This window comes from Nostoc sp. NZL (assembly GCF_015714705.1).
Classification (GTDB): domain Bacteria; phylum Cyanobacteriota; class Cyanobacteriia; order Cyanobacteriales; family Nostocaceae; genus Nostoc; species Nostoc foliaceum_A.
Window position 1 is genome coordinate 26,311 of sequence record NZ_WBKL01000167.1, and the last position, 19,723, is coordinate 46,033.

Sequence of the window (19,723 nt, forward strand, 5' to 3'; positions counted from 1 at the left end):
TAAGTTAACGCACGAAGTATACTAGCAAATCTATAAGGAGAAAGTTTGTGATTTCTCATTCGGTTTGGATTGTTGGCACTAGCCGCACTGGTAAAACGGCTCGCTTGGTAGAGCAATTTTGTAGTTGGGTACAACCTGAGAAGCAATATACTGAATCATTTTATACTAAAACACCAGGACGTAAAAAAGGCAGTCAGATACCCGAATTTTTATATCTTAAACAAACAGAGCCAGGAGTTTTAGTCTTAGCTGCTAATGATGATAATCGGCGAGAATTGGGAGATACAATTGTTACATCTACCTTAGGAAAATATCCGGTGCGTGCCAAAACGCCGCTAGGTTTTTTCCAGGATGAAGTTATTTTATTTTGGCCGTTGCTAATTAACTCGTTGAACTTGAAGGCACAGTTTCCGGTAAGATTGCGACCAGAAACCGAACAAGAGTTAGCAAGTAAACTCTGGCATCCCCAATTAGACGAAGAAATTTTACGGATTGCGGGAGTGAATGAGTCTCGCTTGGTGCGTCGCATCCTAGATTTATTGCAATTAGCAGCTTACAGTGGTGTACCTTGCGAAGATATTGCCCAGATTTTGACAAGGGGTCTTGGGGAAAATACTACAACTTTAGAGCCGGAATTTTTGGCATCTTTGTTGCTAGATTGGCGTAACTGGTGTTTAGAAAGGGGGTTACTAACTTATGGCATTATTACTGAACTTTATAGTCAGCACTTGTTAAGCGATCGCAATTACCAACAGCACCTAACTAAACGCTATCAGGCGGTACTAGCTGATGATGTAGATGATTATCCCAGCGTAGCGCGTCTTTTGTTTGACTTGCTATTAGATCAAGGCGCAATCGGGGCATTTAGTTACAATCCCGATGGTGCAGTGCGATTGGGATTGGGAGCAGACCCCAACTATCTAGAAGGGTTAGCAGAACGTTGTCGGGTAGAAATCTTGACCGGGCCACCTCCAGAGTCCCTTGGAGAGCAAGCTAAACAGATGGTGGAATTAGTCACAGAACCAATGGTGCTGTCAAGTTTACCTGAGATTGTGCATTCAATTCAAACCACCTCCCGCGCTCAACTATTGCGACAAACAGCAGAGGTAATTGCTAATGCTATCCAATCACAGCAAGTACAACCAGAACAAGTGGCGATTATTGCACCAGGTTTAGATGCGATCGCTCGTTATACTCTAGTAGAAATCCTCGTTAAGCAAAATATCCAAGTAGAATCACTGAATGACCAACGTCCCTTAGTTAGTTCACCAGTCATTCGCGCATTACTCACCATGCTGGCACTAGTTTATCCCGGCTTGGGACGACTCGTAGACCGGGATGCCGTCGCAGAAATGCTGGTTGTATTGAGTAGGAAACAACAAGCACCAGAAAACTATACAGACGCGATTAATCGCGTCTCTACTGATATTGACCCGGTACGTGCTGGTTTGATTGCAGATTATTGCTTTGTACCGCATCCCGATCGCCCCAACTTGCTACCAGTATCAGCCTTCGAGCGCTGGGATAGAATCGGCTATGCGGCTACTACAGCCTATAATGAGATATTAGAGTGGTTAGAACAGCAGCGATCGCAACAAGAACTGCGGTTAATTCCCAGTCCCATTTCCCTATTAGACAGGGCAATTCAGCGCTTTTTGTGGAATGGTAGCAATCTCCCCTACGAACAGCTAGCAGCATTACGAGAATTATTAGAAACCGCCCAACACTACTGGGAAATTGACACCAGATTACGACAAATTGCCCCAGTGGAGACAACGCCTCACACAACTATTATCGAATTCATTCAACTATTACGACGTGGGACTATTACCGCCAACCCTTACCCTGTGCGCCCTATCGGTGGAGTCAGAAAAGCTGTCACACTAGCAACTATATTTCAATATCGATCTAGTAGGCGATCGCACCGTTGGCATTTTTGGCTAGATGCTGGTTCACCTCTATGGGCCAAAGGTGGTGCGGCGACGTTATTCGGTGCGCCGTTTTTCCTCCGAGACAGGTTAGGCGAACCCTGGACAGCAGAAGATGAAAAATTGGCAGAAGAACAAAGACTGCGAAGAATTTTGACAGATTTACTCTCTCGTGTATCCGAGAGAGTTTATTTGTGTCACAGCGATTTAGCCGTAAATGGACAAGAGCAACTAGGGCCGCTGTTACCCTTAGTAAATGCTTGTGTAACTGTTATTTCTGAGACTACTGTTAATTGAGTCTCTTCTACTTTCGCAAAGCTCAGATCCGCGACTTCTTTAAGAAGCCGGGGATATTATAAAATATTTGTTTGTATAAAGTAGTAATTGTCCCCTTTTTTGCATTGGGTTTTGGGGTTAATCTTTGCAAATTTCGGGACTGTGGTTGAGTTGGAACAGGAGAACCAAAAGGGACTTTATCACGCGTTAAGAGCAAAGGAATACTGAGAAGTCCCAAAATAATTACTACTCCGGTCATTATCCAAACCATTAACCTATTTGGTTTATAATCTGCTCGTTCAATTTGCCAGAAAACTTGGTTGTATCGCCACGCAGCTAACGCAACAGCCAAAATTCCAAAAATCACCAAAGCAAGACCCAAATTTTCAGAGTTTGATAATGGATTTACTGGAGTTTCTTGTTGAGTAATAGCAATATTAAGCTGGCGCAGAAATATACCAAACCGCGCAATAGCAAAACCAAAGCCAATCAATGAAATAGAAGTGCGTAGCCAAGCCAGAAAGGTACGTTCGTTCGCTTGATGCTCCCTTTGACGATCAATTTTTGGTATTTTATCCATGAGTATCTTCTGACGGCAATTTACCCTTGAAAAGTATTCATAACATTGATGAATAGCATGGACTACCGCCATAAGGTCAACACAGTCCAGTAAAGACTCTGAGAAAACCCCAAGCGATCGCTAGAATCTTTACAATAGTAAATAAGGTAAAGATATATATCAGAGTCAAAATCAATGGGACTATTCGGATTTGGCAAAAAGGCAGTTATGCCCACGCCTGAGGAAGCTTTGTCAGGAAGGGCACAATCTATGTCAGTACCCGCTGCTCATTATGTCAACAAGAATCCTTTAAAACCTCCTTATCCCGATGGATTAGAAAAGGTAATCTTTGGCTTGGGCTGTTTTTGGGGTGCAGAACGCAAATTCTGGCAACTTAAAGGAGTTTACACCACCGCAGTAGGTTACGCTGCTGGGTTCACACCTAACCCCACCTATGAAGAGGTATGTAGTGGGCGAACCGGTCACAATGAGGTGGTGTTGGTTGTGTTTGATCCCAAAGTGATTAGTTATGCCGAACTGCTCAAAGTCTTTTGGGAAAGCCACAATCCTACCCAAGGGATGCGCCAAGGTAATGATGCTGGCACTCAATACCGTTCGGGAATTTATGTATATTCTGAAACTCAAAAGCAGCTAGCAGAAGCATCGCGGGAAGCTTATCAGCAAGCTCTCAACGATGCAGGTTATGGCAAGATTACTACGGAAATCTTGGATGCGCCGGAATTCTACTACGCAGAAGCCTACCATCAGCAATACCTAGCTAAAAATCCCAATGGGTATTGTGGTTTAGGAGGGACAAATGTTTCTTGTCCCGTTGGTGTAGTTGAATCGCAAATTAGTAGTTAGAAATAGAGTAGGGGCGCACATCTGTGCGCTTCTACTTAAAATACAGATTTGAGTACAGCGATCGCGCGAATCCACAACATAATACTAATAGGCGCTCCCAGTAGAATACCAGCGATCGCCCAGCCTCTTTGATGCGCTCTGAATTGTTCAATACTGCGCCACGGCCTACTTTTCCAAGCCCATTCATTGCCTTTAGCACCAAGTGCGATCGCCATTAACCACCATCCGTGGGGTATAAAACAGAATAGCCCATACCACACTTGATTAGGCCACATCCACAGCCAAGGCATCAAAAATGCCCCCCAATTCCAACCGAGAATTTCCTCTGGAACTGTTTCATTGTAATTATTGATCCCGCATCCAGAATTGTTGATTATTTCTTTTAGGGGTACAAGTTGATTCCTGTTTGCAGATTTGACAGCCAGACCAGATTTGAGAACATTCAGCGCTTCGCGGGCACTAGTAAATCGTTGTTCTGGAGCGGGTTCTATCAACTTTTGTAGCCAACTGACAAAACTGGGACTCAGGTTCACTCGGTCTGTAAATTGCAGTCGCAAATCCTGCTGGGGTAAATCAGAAGGGCAAGTTCCAGTTAACAAATGGATTAAGGTTGCACCGAGTGCATAGAGGTCTGAAGCCGCAACCGCTCGACCACCAAATTGTTCCATTGGGGCATAACCATAAGTACCCACAACAGTAAAAGTAACGCCTTCTTTTGCCGCTTTATCCTGAACTGCGCCAAAATCGACTAAATAAATCCGGTTATCTTCGCCCCAGATTAAATTACTCGGTTTAATATCTCTATGCAACACCCCTGGATTCAACTCATGTAGATACGTGAGAATATTTAAAACCTCAACAGCAATTTTTCTAGCTCGCTTTTCAGTAAACCTTTTGCCAACAGCAAGTTTATCCTTGAGTGATTCACCAGGGATATATTCTTGTATTAAGGCAAACCAGAGTGTGCGATCGTCAATACAAAAATAATCAATATATCGGGGAATTCGGGGATGATTTAGCTGTTTAAGAATTTGTGCTTCCCTCTCAAAAAGTTTCAAATCATCCCACTGTACAGTACCGCCAAAGGCCAAAAGTTTGACCACAACGGTCGAATTTTCGCCATCAGAGGCTTGTAAATCCAATGCTTGCCAAGTTTGACGAATTCCATTGTTGCCGAGTTGGCGCTGGATTTGATAACGATCTTGTAATATCTGTTCTGGTTGCAGCATCTTACACCTGCTGGCAATTTACTCTGATTCCCTTACTATTCAAGGATAGTCATTATCTAGAGAAACTGTGGGAGCCAGATAATTTTTTGAAAGCAGTTGAGAATTTCAACTTTGAGGTTCCCTAGGAGATTGGTGCGAATTTTCTTTGGTTCCGGTTATCGTGTCTATTTCGGCGAAGATGCTGAAAATGTTGTTGTCATACTGTGTGGAGGCGACAAAAGCTTACTGGAAGGAGTATTTAAGCCGTGAGAAAATTTAGAACACTCGATGAATTTGAAGAAGAATACTTCCGTAACAACCCAGAAGAAATCGACGATTATTTGACCGAGATATTTCACGAATACGCAGAAGACAACGATTCCGGCGCATTATTGGCATCCTTGCGCGTCGTTGCTCGTGTACGCGGAATTAGTGAGATAGCCGAGCAAGCAGGCATGACACGCCGAGGATTGCAAAAAGCTTTATCCAGCAATGGCAACCCGCGTCTTGAAAACGTCAATTCCATTATGAAGGCGCTGGGATATTGTCTTACGCCGCAAAAAATTATGCCTCCAGCGGCAGAGTGAATCACAACAGTAATTATCGATTGTGACATTATTGGGTGCAGAATGTGGGTTACAAATAATTTTTGCGATAGTAAGCTTGATATTCCGCAGACAGCAGAGGTTCCCACCAATCACGATGATTGAGATACCATTCAACTGTTAAACGTAAACCCTCAGCAATTGTTACTGAAGGCGTCCAACCAAGCTGAGTTTTAATCTTGTTCGCATTAATTGCATATCTCCGATCATGTCCCTGTCTATCCTTGACAAAAGTAATCAATTCTTTTGCCGGATGCACTGGTAAATCAGACGCTAATTCGTCCATCATCTGACATAAAAGTTGCACCAGATTGAGATTTTCTACCTCATTGTTACCACCAATATTGTATGTTTCTCCAGGTTGACCATGATTAATTACCACATCTAAAGCACGACAATGATCGCCCACATAAAGCCAATCGCGCACATTTTTACCATCACCATAAACAGGTAATGGCTTACCTATCAAAGTGTTGATGCACATCAAAGGAATTAGCTTTTCGGGGAACTGATAAGGGCCGTAATTATTAGAGCAATTTGTGATAATAGTTGGGAGGTTGTAAGTATGGTAATAAGCACGCACTAAGTGATCACTACCGGCTTTCGAAGCTGAATAAGGGCTATTGGGAGCGTAGGGTGTAGTTTCACAAAAAGCTGCATCATCTGGGCCCAAACTACCGTAGACTTCATCAGTAGAAACGTGTAGAAAACGATAATCAGATGGCTTTGCTTTTGTCTCCCAATGTTGCCGAAAAGCTTCTAGCAGTGTGAAAGTTCCCACTACATTAGTTTGCACAAAAGCAGCCGGCCCAAGAATTGAACGATCAACATGAGACTCAGCAGCAAAATGGGCGATGGTATCTATATTTTCAGTTGATAATAACTCGTCTACAATGGTGCGATCGCAAATATCCCCCTGCACAAACCGGAAATTCTCTCTTCCCTCAACCAGCGCCAAATTCAGACGATTTCCCGCGTAGGTAAGCGCATCCAACACCACCACCCGGTCATCTGGATAAACCTGACACCAGTGATGGACAAAATTCGCCCCAATAAACCCCGCACCCCCAGTAACTAATAACCGCCGACTCATTAAATTTCCTCTCTTCTCTCTGTGTTCTCTGCGCCTCTGCGGTGCGTTTCTATTACTTAAAATATTTCTTCCTCAGCTTCCCATATATTCTCTGAGCGAGTAATTTCGCCACACGTATTTTCGTCAAACTCTTAATATTAGATGGTTGCTGGATCTTGTGATCAAAAAACTCATTTAACTCATCCAAAATTACTTGGAAACGCTTAATAATATTTTCAGTTCGATATTCAGCCAGAAACTCTTCAGACAAACTAAAAGCTACTGAAGAATCAATCACCTTCAGAATCCGTTGGACATCATATTCTTGCGAATATCCAGCAATTTTATAGCAATTAAATCCAGGGTCTAAGTAATCAGCCAGTCCACCGTTGACACTAGAAAATACTTGGCAACCACAGGCAAGAGCTTCCATTGGTTGTAGACCGAATCCTTCGCTAACACGCTGTTGCGCCCAGTACTCAGCCGAATCATAAAGATAAACCTTCGCTCGGTTGAATAGTCCAGGTAAATCCTCTATATATGAATCAACAACCAATACTTTACAACGTTTTTGCAACGCTGGAATCAATTCTTTAATTAAATACTCAGAAGACTTCCGAGCCTGAACTAAAACATCAATATCCCGTTCAAGACCTAAATTTTCAAACTCATCAGAAATTTGATTCGGCAAATAATAAATCAGGGAATTAGGTGATTTTTCTCCCCAATATCCCATTGTATAGCGGCTAACAGTGATGATCGGAATACTCGCAGGTAGCTTAAATGGATAACCTGCACTATGTGCATGGTAAACGACATTGTATTGCTTAAGTTTAACCACGAGTTGAGCTATATCAAATCCCCAACTGATGACAAAAATTACATCATTTAAATTTTCCTCTTTTAGCAAATCATCGATAAAAAGCTTACCTTTTTCGCGTTGGCGGTAAGTTACAACATCAGCACTACAGAACTGCTGCACCATATTAAGTGCTTTTAACTCAGCCCAAAGACCACCACAGGCAAATTTGCCATCTGTACCGGGGAGTAAAAAGTAAAGCTTTCTCATAATTTTTTTTAGGAGAGTAGGGAGTGGACAATGGGGAATAGGGGAGACAAAGGAGAAAATTTTACCCTGTCCCCCTTGTCTTCCTTGTCCTCCTCATTCCCTGAAATCTCTTCATTCTTGCCAGCCCACTTTAACAAAATGTGCCTCACGCCCCCAAACATCACGTCTACGGGTAATATTTTCAATTGTTAGGTTAAAAGGAATGGCAGTTGTTAGGTAACGCTGTGCCATAGAACCTAAATCGGGTGCGAGTTCAGCGGCTGTCGTCGCTGCTAACCCCAAACCTATAAGTTGCTCGATTGGTCGAAATGGTAGTAGCAGATGCACGCCGACAGCTAGTCCAGCGGTTAAGAGCATTGCTACTGATAAATTGGTGCCACAACGGGGATGTACAGCCAAATCCCATTCTCCACTCGTGAGGCGATGTCGAGCCAGTATGACCGCACGCCGCAAATCACTAATATTTACCTCACCATAAAGGTAAAATCCCTGCTCAGTAGACAAACCGCCTAATAGTTCGTTATCTAGTTGAACGTTAGTAGGTTCTCCTTTAGGAGAATAAGAACTTTTTGATTCGCTAAGAACCCAAACAGTAGCGTGTTCTAAGGCGTGAACCTGCCGTATCATTAAAATTTCTTGCAACCCTGGAATAAACGATAGCTGTCTGAGTAAGTCGGCATCTTGTGTGGGTTGCACAAAGCCTGAAAATCGGTCTTCAAGACTCGGAATTTTTTCAGATACAGGTGTCGTAAAATCAAAGTTAAAAAATTTAAAGGGAGACGAGCTACCCTGAAAAGAAGCGGAAGTATTCATTGGAACACTACTCCCAAAGCCGATGGGGCAACATAGATTTCTTTCAAATGTAACGCTTGTACCACTGAATTGTTGCTAATTTTTGTGGATGATGGTTGAGTTTGAGCATTGGGCATTGGTTATTAATTAATCTCCTCTGCCCTTCTGCTCCTGTGCGTAAGTTGTAAATCTGTTCTGCTGAATTTGGAAAGGAATTCTGATCTTTATAGTTTCCGAGTCCGAGGGTCAGCTGGCTCCACTAACATAAACTCCGGCTGAGTGAAGGACTCGGAACTTTTGGTAGAGTGTTCACACTGAAAACTTAGGCGTGAGGAGGGAAACAATCACTAAACCTCAAAATTGGTTTGTGAGTATACCAGACCAAAGCAATTACCTTGCTACTAGTAAATTGTTTATTCGATCTGGTTAGGCAGAAGACAGCAATTGACATCATTCAAACAGACTTTGCCCCACTGTAAAGCCCAGCGGACAAGAGCTACTCGATTTTCTGTCTCGGTCTTTGTAAGAATATTACTGATATGGTTATCAACTGTACGCTTGCTAATCTCCAGTTTTCCTGCAATCTCTTGGTTAGTTAAGCCAGCGGCTACTAAGTCGATAATTTGCAGTTCTCTGTCTGACAGACTAACGGGGGTCTCAGACTTGCCACCAGCCATGACTATTTCTATCCTCCCTTGGTATATGTACTTAATCACTCTTTCTAATTCTAGAAGATTCTTTTGTTGGGAGGGGTTTCAAGTGTTAGCAGTAATACGATTGTCAATATTTTCTTTGGATTTCAAGTTGGTAAGAATATAAAGCATAAATTTACATTAGTATTATATAATACAATATTTTATAAATATATTAGGAATAAATGCTGGGAAAAATTTAGTAATAATCAGAAGCATATAGATGTTACGGGAGTAGTAAAAATTGCTATTTAATTCTATGAAGGACTGGCGACAGATTAGCAAAAATTGTTGTAGATTTTATACTGTAAATTCCTAATCCAAAATCGAAATCTAAAATCTAAAATGAAATGAGCAATCCCCGTGTTTTGTGCCTCGGTGAAGTTTTGTTTGATTGTTTAGCCGATCAATTAGGGCTAAAGCTGGAAGAAGTGAAATCTTGGACTCCCTATCCAGGAGGGGCACCAGCTAACGTAGCCTGTGCTTTAGTCAAGCTGGGAACGCCAGCAGGATTTATCGGAGCCGTTGGTGAAGATGAACCAGGGAATGCACTGGTCAAGCTATTACAAGATGTAGGTGTAGATACAACGGGGGTACAAAGCCATCCCACGGCACCAACGCGGCAAGTTTATGTTACACGGGATCTGGCTGGCGATCGCACCTTCGCTGGATTTGGTCAGTATGACACCGCAGAATTTGCCGATACTCGCCTGCAAGCCAAACAATTGCCAAATTCGCTGTTTCAAGAGGCAGATTTTCTAGTTTTGGGTACTTTGGAATTAGCCTATCCTGAAAGTGAACAGGCAATTCACCGCGCCCTAGAGTTAGCAGAACATTACGACCTGAAGATTGTGCTGGATGTGAACTGGCGTCCTGTATTTTGGGACGAACCAAACATCGCTCATCAAAAAATTCCAGAATTATTTAAGCGAGTTGATTTCCTCAAACTCTCCAAAGAAGAAGCTGAATGGCTATTTGAAACCGCAGATCCCGGAGCCATCACTTACCGCCTGGCTTCCATTGAAGGAGTACTAGTAACAGATGGAGAAAACGGTTGCAGCTACTGTCTGGGTGAGAACGAAGGCAAATTACCTTCCTTTTCCATCCCTGTAGTTGATACAACTGGTGCAGGGGATAGCTTTTTGGCAGGATTCATCCACCAATTGAGTCAGCATGGCATCCACAGCTTGCGGGATGCAGAAACAGCAAAACGCATCGTCACCTATGCCAGTGCTGTTGGGGCACTGACTACCATTAAACCAGGTGCGATCGCTTCTCAACCTACTGCTGCTGAAGTCGAAACTTTTCTAGCCTCACATCAACTTTAGGAACTAGTATAAGCCATTGGGATATCAGCCACTAAAGGCTGATACTCCTGACTAGAAAATGGAAGAAAATCCTCATGCCATTCTGCGGTCATATTGCACAATAAACGTAGTTGGAGAGGTGTTGGTACTGGGTTAACGCGCTCAACATGTACTTTTACAAGCGCAGGATTTTTGTTCTTCAGTTTAAATACATCATCCACAATATATCGAGGGCAATAACCTACGATGTAATGATCCTCAGTACATAAGAGCAATGCACGCGGGTCATAGGGATTTTGAAATTCGTTCGCTAAATATAACAATTCACCCGTTTGTAATTGATTAATCCGTTCAGTTGCAGAAGTAGGAAGGTGTCGCAGTCCATGTGCAAAAAAATGGATGTGGTATAAACCATTTTCATCTGATTCTGGGCAGGGGAAAACTTCAAAACTGTCCGTTACCTTTCGTCCACCACTCCGAGAAAGGATGGTAACTGGATCATCTTCATCTTCAGGAATATTTAGCCATTCAATATAATTTTTGTAGTCTGGGCGGGAGCGTCGCATTAATCGATTAGAGAACAAGGGGAAAAGTTCAACTGATGTGTATACATTGTTCAAGTCTGGAAACGAATACAATAGCTGAAACCTGTGCTTATCTTGAGCTCTTACAGCACCATGCGTATACACAAATTGGTATTTTGTTCCATCAAATGTTAAGCGACCGATGGGAAACCAAGCCCGACTTTTAGGATCTTGCCAAGCTAAAAAAAGTGTTTTCATAGTAGGGTGTCTAGCAGCTTGCTTTGATTTAATTCCAATATCTTTTGTGCAAATTCAATTGCTGTTTGCGATATGCGATTAGATGGAATACGCTCAAAAAGCTCTAACGTATCATTTCTTGACACCCTTGCTAAATTATTTAACCATACCCTCGCTGCATCTGGATAGCGCTGTTGCGCTTCACGAAATGCATTAAAAGTTTTGAGGGTTTTTTGGTCACCAACTCTAGCATACAAGGCAGAATTACATTTTTCCACATATGCTTGTACAGAAAAGCCAGCGTCTTTTGTGGTTAACCTACTTTTTCTTTTAGAATCAGACTCGTTCCTACCAAGACATGAGGCGTGGTCATAGGTTGGTGCTAAATAGATATTCTCTTCCAAACTGATGAATGCCCAATTTTCATGGTGTCGATCACTATTCCCGATCCAAGCATCCAAAAGTAAATACCCAACAAAAGTTTCCGTCGCATGACTAATTCCCTCTGGTGGTGTCCAGTCGATAGGCAAATTGACTGAAGCATCTCCAATAGCATTGAACACATTATCTATGGTGTGTTGGGACAGGTCTTTAGAATCTTGTGGATAATGAGATACTATCCGCGCCAGAATTTCATTACCAAGGGTGAGGATTCCACCTTTTTGAGACGGTAAAAATGAGGGTGAAATGATGCCGTTTTCACCATTGTATACCGCCAGTTCATAATCAGCATGAGGTAGCCCAAGCAACTCGCACAACTCGGCTGCAATCTTCTCTGCCCAATCTTCTCCTGTGTTTGGTCTAGCTTTCTTAAATAGACAACGACCTAGATCGTGATGACGAAACCAGAACTTTTCTTTTGTTCCCAAATCCTCATCAGCCTCTGGGGCATCTAGGGGAACCTCAATGAGACGAAACTGCTCTGGCATAATTGATGGGAAAGCCTTATTTAGAGCGTTTACCTATTCTTAAATGTGTAACAGTCAATGGTTGGTTTTAGCTTGCTGCCATAGAGTATCAACAGTCACAAATTCATAACCTTGTTGTAGCAGTTTCGGAATGAGAATTTGGATTGTGGCAGCAACATCTTGTCCACCGCAAGCACCATCATGTAAAACAATCATTGAACCATTTTTGACCTGCTGCATAATTCGCTCTACCACGGTGGTTACGCCTGGCCGCACCCAGTCTTCTGGTACAACGCTCCACATAACTGGGCGGTAATTCCACTGAAAGAACAATTTTAAAGTAGCAGGTGTAAAAAAACCATTGGGGGGGCGGACATCTCGCACTTGTTCAGGTTGCAGGTTGCAGGCATTGTAGATAGCAGCTTGGGTTTTTTCTAAACTGTCCTTCAGGTCATTTGGCGAAAGCATAGGAAAAGAGCGATGATCGTAACCATGCAATCCGATCCAGTGTCCGCGATCGCTAACGGCTTTAGCAATGGCTGGTGAACGGTTGACGCAAACACCTAACCAAAAAAAACTCGCTGTAATATTGTAACGATCTAACACTGCCAAGACTTCGGGTGTGTATTGAGGATGCGGCCCATCATCAAAGGTCAGTGCGATCGCTTTAGCATGGAGATTTCCATTCCAAAGGCAATTGGGAAAACTCGGCTGGAGAATGCGGTAGAAAATTGGGAATAGAGGTGCAAATTGCATTTTGAGCCTTTCCGTAGCTTTCAAGAAATTTTATACATTCATTTCTCAAAACCGTCTAATTTAAAATCTATATCTGACCTCATACTTGGGGGCTTTTAGACTTAACTATCCTATTTTGTAACAAAATCTGTAACAGCAATGTTATTGCAGCTAACTCTCGACTAAATTGGGGAGAAATCTACGAGTAATCCCTGACTAAAGGGGTAATGTTGCTAAAAGATATACGTGATTATCAAATTCTCTTTCTGGGCTTATTTCTAGTCTTGGGAATCGGCACACGAGATTGGACGCTGCGACCAGAATTAATTGGGGTAGCGATCGCAACCAGTCTGGCAACCCAATGGATATTGTCATTAGTTACTGGCAAAGAACAAATGGCAAATCTTCGGAGTGCTTTAATTACATCTCTGGGATTGGGACTGCTATTGCGTGCTGATCACTGGACAACAATGGCAATAGCCGCAGTAATTGCGATCGCTAGCAAATTTATCTTTCAAGTTGGCGATAAGCATTTCTTTAATCCTACCAATTTTGGCATCATATCTGCCTTGATTCTGACCCCTGATGCTTGGGTTTCGCCGGGACAATGGGGTGAAGAGTGGTGGTATGGGCTATTATTTGCCGGAACTGGCGGCATGATTTTGCAGCGCGTTGGTCGCTGGGACACCACAGCAGCTTTTTTGGGTTCCTACTCTTTGCTAGAGGCGATTCGCAATCTCTGGCTAGGTTGGACTTGGGATGTTTACTGGCATCGATTGATGAGCGGGTCTTTGCTGCTGTTTGCCCTATTTATGATTACAGATCCGCGATCTATTCCTAATTCCCGAATTGGGCGTGTAGTTTGGGCAATCTGCATTGCCGGATTAACTTTTATCCTGCGAAATTATTTCTTTATTTCCACAGCAGTTTTCTGGGCGCTGTTTGCCCTTGCGCCATTGACCATCTTATTTGATGTTCTCTGGTTAGCCCCAAGGTTTGCTTGGCAAGAAGGGGATAAGGGAACAGAGGAGGTGGAAGGAAAACTCTTAACTCTTAACTCCTAACTCAGCACTAAAAAAGTAGAGGTATAAAATGAAGTTTTTTCGACTTTTAACGCCATTATTGTTGGCAATTGTAGCTGTTTTGTGCTTTGCACCCGCAGCTTGGGCATTTTGTGGATTTTATGTAGCCAAAGCGGATACAAAACTGTATAACAAAGCTTCTCAGGTGGTAATAGCGCGGGATGGCGATCGCACTGTCCTAACAATGGCAAACGACTTTCAAGGCGAAGTCAAAGATTTTGCAATGGTAGTTCCTGTGCCAACGGTGCTGCAAAAAGAGCAAGTTCGCGTGGCTGAACCGAAGATTGTCGAGCGTTTGGATGCTTTTAGTGCGCCGCGATTAGTAGAATATTTTGACTCAGATCCTTGTGCCCAAGTTTACAACGAAAACTTACCACAAGCTGCACCTAGACCAGCAGCAAGCCTTGAGTCAGGAAGTACCAGAGGCCGTGATGCTAGTTTAGGCGTGACAGTGGAAGCACGTTTCAATGTGGGGGAATATGACATTCTAATTCTCAGTGCTAAAGAATCTGGCGGACTGGAAACTTGGCTCAAACGCAATGGCTACAAAATCCCCAGAGGTGCAAAACAGTTACTTCAGCCTTACATCCGCTCCTCAATGAAATTCTTTGTTGCCAAAGTCAACTTGGATAAATTTGAGAAATCTGGCTATCAGTTCCTTCGTCCGCTACAAATTTCCTACCAGTCTCCTAAATTCATGCTGCCAATTCGTTTAGGCATGATCAATGCTACGACAGAGCAGGATTTGATTGTGTACATCCTCTCGCCCCAAGGACAAGCAGAAATCACTAACTACCGGACGGTAAAAATTCCCTCCAACACAAACATTCCCTTGTTTGTCAAAGATGAATTTGGTGAATTCTACAAATCCATGTTTCAAACTATCTATACCAAAGAAGACAGGAAAGTTGGTTTTTTAGAATACGCTTGGGATATGGGTAGTTGCGATCCTTGTTCTGCCGATCCCCTAACCCAAGAGGAACTCAAGCAAGCAGGCGTATTTTGGCTAGATGATAATTCTGCAAGCAATGTACCAGTACGCCCCGGCTTTCGTCGTCCCTTTCCTAGAAGTAATGTCTTCATCTCCCGGTTGCATGTTCGCTACACCCGCGACAAATTCCCTGAAGACTTGATGTTCCAACAAACTGCCAACAGTGAATCTTTCCAAGGGCGTTATGTTTTGCAACATCCGTTCCAAGGGGAACTGAAATGTCAGGCGGGTAGAGAATATAAACGGTCTTTACCCAAGCGTTTTGAACAAGAGGCACAAACTCTGGCTAAACTAACCAACTGGAAAATCCAAGACATTCGTAACAAAATGAAGCTGAGTGTTGGTAATCTGACATATTCCTGGTGGGAAACTTTATTTTCCTGGCTGGGTTTATAGTCATCGTGGCGAGCGTGGAGATAAGCGAGTTTTGAGTGCCCAGTGCTGAGTGGGGAATCTCACTTCTTTACTTAGAACTCATAACTCTGAACTCAGAACTTTTTTGCCCAATGCCCAATGCCCTTTGAAAAAAGATATAGCATCTTGACGAAAGGTAATTTTTTAGGGCGTTGTTATAGGCAATACTAAGATATTCTTGCTTTCTGTCCGAAGATTGTCATGGTTCAATTCGATGAACAGCTACGCGGCTTAGTTACCGAAGCCTGTGGAAACCCACCTGGAAGCCCTCAGCGTCAGAAGCTGCTCACGCAAATTATTCGCTTGACAGCAAATAGACTCTGGAGGGAAAGTACTCCCTACTATCAAGATGCATTACAACAAACTTGGTTGTATTTCTGCCGCAATGTTTGTGAAGGTTTGACAGGTCAAATCTATGACCCCAATTATGGCAGTGTTGTCACTTGGCTGAATGCTTACCTAAAACGTAGACTACAAGACTTTTACATTAACCAGAACCGGGAACAAGCCATAACAGTCCCTCTTCGGGTTCGTCAGTCTACATCGGGTGGAATAAGTGAAACCATTGATCCTGTAGATAACCTCCCAGCTAGCCCCCAAACACCTCCCATTCTGGAAGACTTGGAGATATGGGCTAAGACAGATTCTGAAGGAGAACTGCGCCGCACTTACATTAAAGGACATCCAGATGTCAATTGTCAGATGTTAATTCTCAAACGCCTACCTCCAGAAGTTAGCTGGAGAGAATTATCTGAGGAATTTGGGTTGTCAATTCCGACATTAAGCAGTTTTTATCAGCGCCAGTGTCTACCACGTTTGCGTAAATTCGCCGAATTTGAGGGATTGTTATAAACAAGAAAGAAGGAAAGCCAGTCGGTTGCGAACTCTCCCAAAAATAAAAAGACCTCTAAACTCGACTTTATCCATTTCTTTGGCAACGCTCAAGCTGACGCTGAAACCTTTGTAGGACAGTAGTTCTACTTTTTCGATTTCACCGAAAATTAGTGATATGTAAAAAGTTTTTGCCAAAAAGCTAGGGTTTTGCCGTATCAAGAAAACCAAGCTCTTAATTTTGGATAAAGTCGAGCTAAGAGGTTTTACTACATAAAACCTGTCCCTCTCCCACGGGCGAGAGGGATAGGCTTGAACTAAAGTTCAAAGCTGGGATAGGTTCGTATCACTTGGTAATAGACAAAACCCAATCGCCTAAAAGTTGGTTTACTTTATCGGGTATTTCATCATGGGGACAATGACCAGCTGTTAAGAAATGTTCTGTGAGTTCAGGATAATATTGACGAAATTTTTGAGAACGTTCTCTAGCATTCATCCAAGGGTCAGCTTCTCCCCACAACATCAACAGAGGACAAGTTAATTGCTTTAGTAGCACATCAACTTTTTCCCCTTGAGGAGTGCTAAAGACTGACACAAATACTTCCATTGCACCAGGATCATAAGCAGGGCGAGAAATTTCTTCTACTAATTGGTCTGTAATGGCACTTTTGTCAAGATAAACTTTTTCTAGAGTTTGGCGAATTACCCAACGTTGTCGCACATATTGAAATAACAAAAACTGGGCTAAAGGTTGTTGAAAAATCCACTTAGTGCCGTCACCAAGAAGTTTCTGCAAAGTAGCGGATTGTTTTGGAGCCTGAATTTCTGATTGTAAAGCTTCAGGCTCAGATGTAGACTGGCTTTCGCTAAAAGGCCCTGCACTATTGAGCAAAACTAAACCAGCCGCACTGTCGGGACGTTGCCCTGCAACACACAAGCCAGCGTAGCCACCAAGGGAATTACCTGCTAATACTGCTTTTTGACCAATTACTTCACTGATAAAATCATGGAGTTGGTCACGCCACAAGTCGCCGCTATACTGCAATTTCGGTTTTGCCGATCGCCCGAATCCTAAAAGGTCGATCGCAAATACTTCAAAATCTTGACACAATCCTGTGATATTCTTGCGCCAGTGGTCTGTGGAAGCACCAAATCCATGTACCAAAAGCAAAGGCGGACGTTGCGCTTGCTTCTCTCCCGCACGCACATAGTAAACGTTGTGCCCGCGCCACTGCCAATATTTACCAGGAATTGGGGTTGTAGAGAGGGCTGTAGTTGCCTGCATGATTCAAAGAATTGTTAAGTAGCTTTTAATAATTGTAGGCTAGTCGAAGGAGTGAAGGAGCAAGGGAGACTGGAGGGGAATCACTAATGACTACAGAAAAATTGATTACAGGCAAAACTAAACTACTAGGGGTAATTGGACATCCAGTGGAGCATTCGCTATCGCCAGCGATGCATAATGCTGCGATCGCTCATTTAGGATTAGATTACGTTTATCTTCCCTTTCCCATAGCACCAGAGAATTTAGAGGTGGCGATCGCAGGTTTCGCAGCTATTGATCTTGTCGGTTTTAGCGTGACAATACCTCATAAGCAGGCAATCATGCCCCTCCTCTCAGAAATTACCCCTCTTGCTCAAACTATAGGCGCAGTGAATACTGTTAGTCGCCAAAATAATCAATGGGTGGGGACAAACACAGATATAGAAGGATTTATCGCTCCTTTGCAGACAACGTATCAGCAGGATTGGAGCCAGAAGGTAGCGGTAATTTTAGGCAATGGTGGCGCGGCCAGAGCAGTTGTAGCAGGTTGTCACCAACTAGGTTTTGCCAAAATTCATGTTGTTGGGCGTAATATGCAGAGATTACAAGAATTTGCTAATAGTTGGAGCAATTCACCCATAAGCGAAAATTTACAAGTTCATCAATGGGAGGAATTACCAAAGCTAATTCCTCAAGCAAATCTGCTGGTAAACACAACCCCCATAGGTATGTATCCCAAGGTTGATGAGTCGCCTTTAAGTCTAGAGGAAATAGGAAATTTACCCAAGGGTGCGATCGCTTACGATTTAATATATATTCCTAAACCAACGCAATTTCTTCAGCAGGCAGAAAAACAAGGCGCAATTGCGATCGATGGCTTAGAAATGCTAGTTCAACAAGGGGTAGCAGCATTAAAAATTTGGTTACAGCAGGAAACTGTACCTGTAGAAGTGATGCGCCAAGCATTGCAAAAGCATTTAGGTTTAGGGTGATGGAGAAATAATTATCTTATTTACTATTTACAGATAAATCTATTGCCAACCTTAGCATTGGCGGATAGATTGTACTTCTTTAAGTCATTTGTCCCGCCCTTTCGTCTATGTTTGCTAAACCCAAAATACTTTTATCATGGCTTGTATTATTACTAAGTTTTGCAAGTCTATTTCTTAGTTCTTGGATTCTTCTTCCTGCTCCAAATATGTTTTTACTCACCCTAGCAGTGGGAGCGCCAGAAGTCAGTCCTTGGTTATTGTTATTAAGTTTGCTATCTTTATTGCTTTCTTTGTTCTACATCCGTCGCCGTAAACTACAGCGTTTAGCTTATATTTTCAGTTTGATAGGATTGCTAATTTGTGGATGGGTGCTAGTGAATATCCCACTAACTCAAATGCAGATGGCTAAAGCGATGAAACAAGGGCTGGGAACAAATTATCTAGAGCAAATTCCAGTCCAAGTAAGGGCAAAGATGCAAACCCATTCCTTTGACTTAGTTAATTTTTTCCGGGGTATTCCATTAGGTAAAACGCGTCATCAAAAAGATATTCTCTTTGCTTCTCCTGCGGGAGTGCCTTTAAAAATGGAAGTTTACCAACCCGCAGAGGTAGGGAAATATCCAGCAGTGGTGGTAATTTATGGTGGAGCTTGGCAATATGGCAATCCTCATGCCAATTCTGAGTTTAATCAATATATCGCTCATCAGGGATATACGGTATTTGCGATCGACTATCGACACGCACCTAAATATAGGTTTCCATCTCAGTTAGATGATGTGCGTACAGCCCTGAATTTTATTCGCAAACATGCAGCGGAATATGAAGCTGATTCAGAATGTATGGTACTTTTAGGACGTTCTGCGGGAGCGCACCTAGCAATGCTAGCGGCTTATCAAGCGGATGCACCACCCATTCGGGCTGTGGTGAACTATTACGGGCCTGTTAACTTAACAGGGGGATACAAAACACCACCAAATCCCGATCCTATCAACACCCGCGCTGTTTTAAAAGCATTTCTCGGTGGTTCTTTAGAAGAATTACCGAATCAGTATAAAATTGCTTCACCAATAAATTATCTGACGCACCCTTTACCACCAACTTTATTAATTTACGGCAGTCGTGACCATTTGGTAGAAGCACGATTTGGCAGACGGATGTATGAACGTTTACATGATTCTGGCAATACTGCGGTTTTTCTAGAAATTCCTTGGGCAGAACACGCTTTTGATGCTGTTTTTAATGGTGTAAGCAATCAATTAGCCTTGTATCATACCGAAAGGTTTTTGGCTTGGGCGTTGTTCAAGTACAGCAGCAATCAGAGTATAAAGGCTCATTAACGAAGTTTAAAGACTCATTGAGCTTTATCAGAACTC

The 19,723-nt window shown here is 42.8% G+C and carries 18 protein-coding genes and 1 pseudogene; 9 read left to right on the top strand and 10 right to left on the bottom strand.

What is annotated here, in order from left to right:
- Positions 1 to 47 precede the first annotated feature (47 nt).
- Positions 48 to 2,225 (top strand): recombinase family protein, encoded by a 2,178-nt coding sequence (locus F8R90_RS24370; protein ID WP_196512831.1) that lies wholly within the window; start codon positions 48 to 50, stop codon positions 2,223 to 2,225.
- A 124-nt stretch (positions 2,226 to 2,349) separates the two neighbouring features.
- Here the strand turns inward: F8R90_RS24370 and F8R90_RS24375 are convergent.
- A pseudogene (locus F8R90_RS24375) lies at positions 2,350 to 2,784 on the bottom strand (YidH family protein); the annotation flags it as partial.
- 174 nt (positions 2,785 to 2,958) lie between these two features.
- On the opposite strand from F8R90_RS24375, the gene msrA reads away from it, so the two are divergent.
- Entirely contained in the window at positions 2,959 to 3,627 is a 669-nt protein-coding gene (gene msrA / locus F8R90_RS24380; RefSeq protein ID WP_196512833.1) for a peptide-methionine (S)-S-oxide reductase MsrA, read from the top strand.
- A 35-nt stretch (positions 3,628 to 3,662) separates the two neighbouring features.
- Here msrA and F8R90_RS24385 read toward each other — a convergent pair whose 3' ends face one another.
- Complete coding sequence (locus F8R90_RS24385; RefSeq protein ID WP_196512834.1) at positions 3,663 to 4,856, bottom strand: serine/threonine protein kinase; 1,194 nt, start codon at positions 4,854 to 4,856, stop codon at positions 3,663 to 3,665.
- Positions 4,857 to 5,101: 245 nt separating this feature from the next.
- Between F8R90_RS24385 and F8R90_RS24390 the strand changes: the two genes are divergently transcribed.
- On the top strand, positions 5,102 to 5,422 hold the full coding sequence (locus F8R90_RS24390; RefSeq protein ID WP_196512835.1) for an addiction module antidote protein: 321 nt from the start codon (positions 5,102 to 5,104) through the stop codon (positions 5,420 to 5,422).
- Positions 5,423 to 5,471: 49 nt separating this feature from the next.
- Here the strand turns inward: F8R90_RS24390 and rfbB are convergent, their stop codons facing one another.
- The 4 genes from rfbB to F8R90_RS24410 form a co-directional block, all read right to left on the bottom strand.
- Positions 5,472 to 6,533 carry a dTDP-glucose 4,6-dehydratase gene (gene rfbB / locus F8R90_RS24395; protein ID WP_196512836.1) on the bottom strand — a complete coding sequence of 354 codons (1,062 nt, stop codon included), beginning with the start codon at positions 6,531 to 6,533 and terminating at the stop codon, positions 5,472 to 5,474.
- Positions 6,534 to 6,585: 52 nt separating this feature from the next.
- Positions 6,586 to 7,581 carry a glycosyltransferase gene (locus tag F8R90_RS24400; protein WP_196512837.1) on the bottom strand — a complete coding sequence of 332 codons (996 nt, stop codon included), beginning with the start codon at positions 7,579 to 7,581 and terminating at the stop codon, positions 6,586 to 6,588.
- Positions 7,582 to 7,692: 111 nt separating this feature from the next.
- Positions 7,693 to 8,394: a DUF6391 domain-containing protein gene (locus F8R90_RS24405; protein ID WP_196512838.1), complete on the bottom strand. Its 702-nt coding sequence runs from the start codon at positions 8,392 to 8,394 to the stop codon at positions 7,693 to 7,695.
- 392 nt (positions 8,395 to 8,786) lie between these two features.
- The gene (locus F8R90_RS24410; RefSeq protein WP_012410583.1) at positions 8,787 to 9,050 is read right to left on the bottom strand and encodes a helix-turn-helix domain-containing protein; all 264 of its coding nucleotides are present in this window, start codon (positions 9,048 to 9,050) and stop codon (positions 8,787 to 8,789) included.
- A gap of 365 nt (positions 9,051 to 9,415) precedes the next feature.
- Here F8R90_RS24410 and F8R90_RS24415 point away from each other — a divergent pair, with 365 nt between their 5' ends.
- Positions 9,416 to 10,393, top strand: coding sequence for a carbohydrate kinase family protein (locus F8R90_RS24415; RefSeq protein ID WP_196512839.1), 978 nt, complete (start codon positions 9,416 to 9,418; stop codon positions 10,391 to 10,393).
- Here the strand turns inward: F8R90_RS24415 and F8R90_RS24420 are convergent.
- The 3 genes from F8R90_RS24420 to F8R90_RS24430 are packed head-to-tail and all read right to left on the bottom strand — an operon-like array spanning position 10,390 to position 12,797.
- Complete coding sequence (locus tag F8R90_RS24420) at positions 10,390 to 11,154, bottom strand: HIRAN domain-containing protein (protein ID WP_196512840.1); 765 nt, start codon at positions 11,152 to 11,154, stop codon at positions 10,390 to 10,392. The two genes, F8R90_RS24415 and F8R90_RS24420, sit on opposite strands and share 4 nt — an antisense overlap.
- Positions 11,151 to 12,062: a HipA-like protein gene (locus F8R90_RS24425; RefSeq protein ID WP_196512841.1), complete on the bottom strand. Its 912-nt coding sequence runs from the start codon at positions 12,060 to 12,062 to the stop codon at positions 11,151 to 11,153. The genes F8R90_RS24420 and F8R90_RS24425 overlap by 4 nt, the downstream gene beginning before the upstream one ends.
- A gap of 54 nt (positions 12,063 to 12,116) precedes the next feature.
- Complete coding sequence (locus F8R90_RS24430; RefSeq protein ID WP_196512842.1) at positions 12,117 to 12,797, bottom strand: polysaccharide deacetylase family protein; 681 nt, start codon at positions 12,795 to 12,797, stop codon at positions 12,117 to 12,119.
- Positions 12,798 to 13,003: 206 nt separating this feature from the next.
- Here F8R90_RS24430 and F8R90_RS24435 point away from each other — a divergent pair, with 206 nt between their 5' ends.
- From F8R90_RS24435 to F8R90_RS24445, 3 genes are all read left to right on the top strand, one after another.
- Positions 13,004 to 13,840, top strand: a complete 837-nt coding sequence (locus F8R90_RS24435; RefSeq protein WP_196512843.1) for an RnfABCDGE type electron transport complex subunit D — start codon at positions 13,004 to 13,006, stop codon at positions 13,838 to 13,840.
- 28 nt (positions 13,841 to 13,868) lie between these two features.
- Complete coding sequence (locus F8R90_RS24440; RefSeq protein ID WP_196512844.1) at positions 13,869 to 15,245, top strand: DUF2330 domain-containing protein; 1,377 nt, start codon at positions 13,869 to 13,871, stop codon at positions 15,243 to 15,245.
- Between the two features lie 219 nt (positions 15,246 to 15,464).
- Complete coding sequence (locus F8R90_RS24445; RefSeq protein ID WP_196512845.1) at positions 15,465 to 16,115, top strand: sigma-70 family RNA polymerase sigma factor; 651 nt, start codon at positions 15,465 to 15,467, stop codon at positions 16,113 to 16,115.
- Between the two features lie 325 nt (positions 16,116 to 16,440).
- On the opposite strand, the gene F8R90_RS24450 is transcribed toward F8R90_RS24445, so the two are convergent.
- Entirely contained in the window at positions 16,441 to 17,379 is a 939-nt protein-coding gene (locus tag F8R90_RS24450) for an alpha/beta fold hydrolase (RefSeq protein ID WP_196512846.1), read from the bottom strand.
- Positions 17,380 to 17,465: 86 nt separating this feature from the next.
- Here F8R90_RS24450 and F8R90_RS24455 point away from each other — a divergent pair, with 86 nt between their 5' ends.
- Positions 17,466 to 18,350 carry a shikimate dehydrogenase gene (locus F8R90_RS24455; RefSeq protein WP_196512847.1) on the top strand — a complete coding sequence of 295 codons (885 nt, stop codon included), beginning with the start codon at positions 17,466 to 17,468 and terminating at the stop codon, positions 18,348 to 18,350.
- A 107-nt stretch (positions 18,351 to 18,457) separates the two neighbouring features.
- Entirely contained in the window at positions 18,458 to 19,687 is a 1,230-nt protein-coding gene (locus tag F8R90_RS24460; RefSeq protein WP_196512848.1) for an alpha/beta hydrolase, read from the top strand.
- Positions 19,688 to 19,723 lie beyond the last annotated feature (36 nt).

Bases quoted from the DNA above. Each gene is read 5' to 3' on its own strand.
- F8R90_RS24410 (WP_012410583.1), bottom strand. From the start codon at position 9,050: ATGGCTGGTGGCAAGTCTGAGACCCCCGTTAGTCTGTCAGACAGAGAA.
- F8R90_RS24445 (WP_196512845.1), top strand. From the start codon at position 15,465: ATGGTTCAATTCGATGAACAGCTACGCGGCTTAGTTACCGAAGCCTGT.
- F8R90_RS24440 (WP_196512844.1), top strand. From the start codon at position 13,869: ATGAAGTTTTTTCGACTTTTAACGCCATTATTGTTGGCAATTGTAGCT.
- F8R90_RS24450 (WP_196512846.1), bottom strand. From the start codon at position 17,379: ATGCAGGCAACTACAGCCCTCTCTACAACCCCAATTCCTGGTAAATAT.
- F8R90_RS24405 (WP_196512838.1), bottom strand. From the start codon at position 8,394: ATGAATACTTCCGCTTCTTTTCAGGGTAGCTCGTCTCCCTTTAAATTT.
- rfbB (WP_196512836.1), bottom strand. From the start codon at position 6,533: ATGAGTCGGCGGTTATTAGTTACTGGGGGTGCGGGGTTTATTGGGGCG.
- F8R90_RS24460 (WP_196512848.1), top strand. From the start codon at position 18,458: ATGTTTGCTAAACCCAAAATACTTTTATCATGGCTTGTATTATTACTA.
- F8R90_RS24435 (WP_196512843.1), top strand. From the start codon at position 13,004: ATGTTGCTAAAAGATATACGTGATTATCAAATTCTCTTTCTGGGCTTA.
- F8R90_RS24420 (WP_196512840.1), bottom strand. From the start codon at position 11,154: ATGAAAACACTTTTTTTAGCTTGGCAAGATCCTAAAAGTCGGGCTTGG.
- F8R90_RS24425 (WP_196512841.1), bottom strand. From the start codon at position 12,062: ATGCCAGAGCAGTTTCGTCTCATTGAGGTTCCCCTAGATGCCCCAGAG.
- F8R90_RS24455 (WP_196512847.1), top strand. From the start codon at position 17,466: ATGACTACAGAAAAATTGATTACAGGCAAAACTAAACTACTAGGGGTA.
- F8R90_RS24430 (WP_196512842.1), bottom strand. From the start codon at position 12,797: ATGCAATTTGCACCTCTATTCCCAATTTTCTACCGCATTCTCCAGCCG.
- F8R90_RS24415 (WP_196512839.1), top strand. From the start codon at position 9,416: ATGAGCAATCCCCGTGTTTTGTGCCTCGGTGAAGTTTTGTTTGATTGT.
- F8R90_RS24385 (WP_196512834.1), bottom strand. From the start codon at position 4,856: ATGCTGCAACCAGAACAGATATTACAAGATCGTTATCAAATCCAGCGC.
- F8R90_RS24400 (WP_196512837.1), bottom strand. From the start codon at position 7,581: ATGAGAAAGCTTTACTTTTTACTCCCCGGTACAGATGGCAAATTTGCC.
- msrA (WP_196512833.1), top strand. From the start codon at position 2,959: ATGGGACTATTCGGATTTGGCAAAAAGGCAGTTATGCCCACGCCTGAG.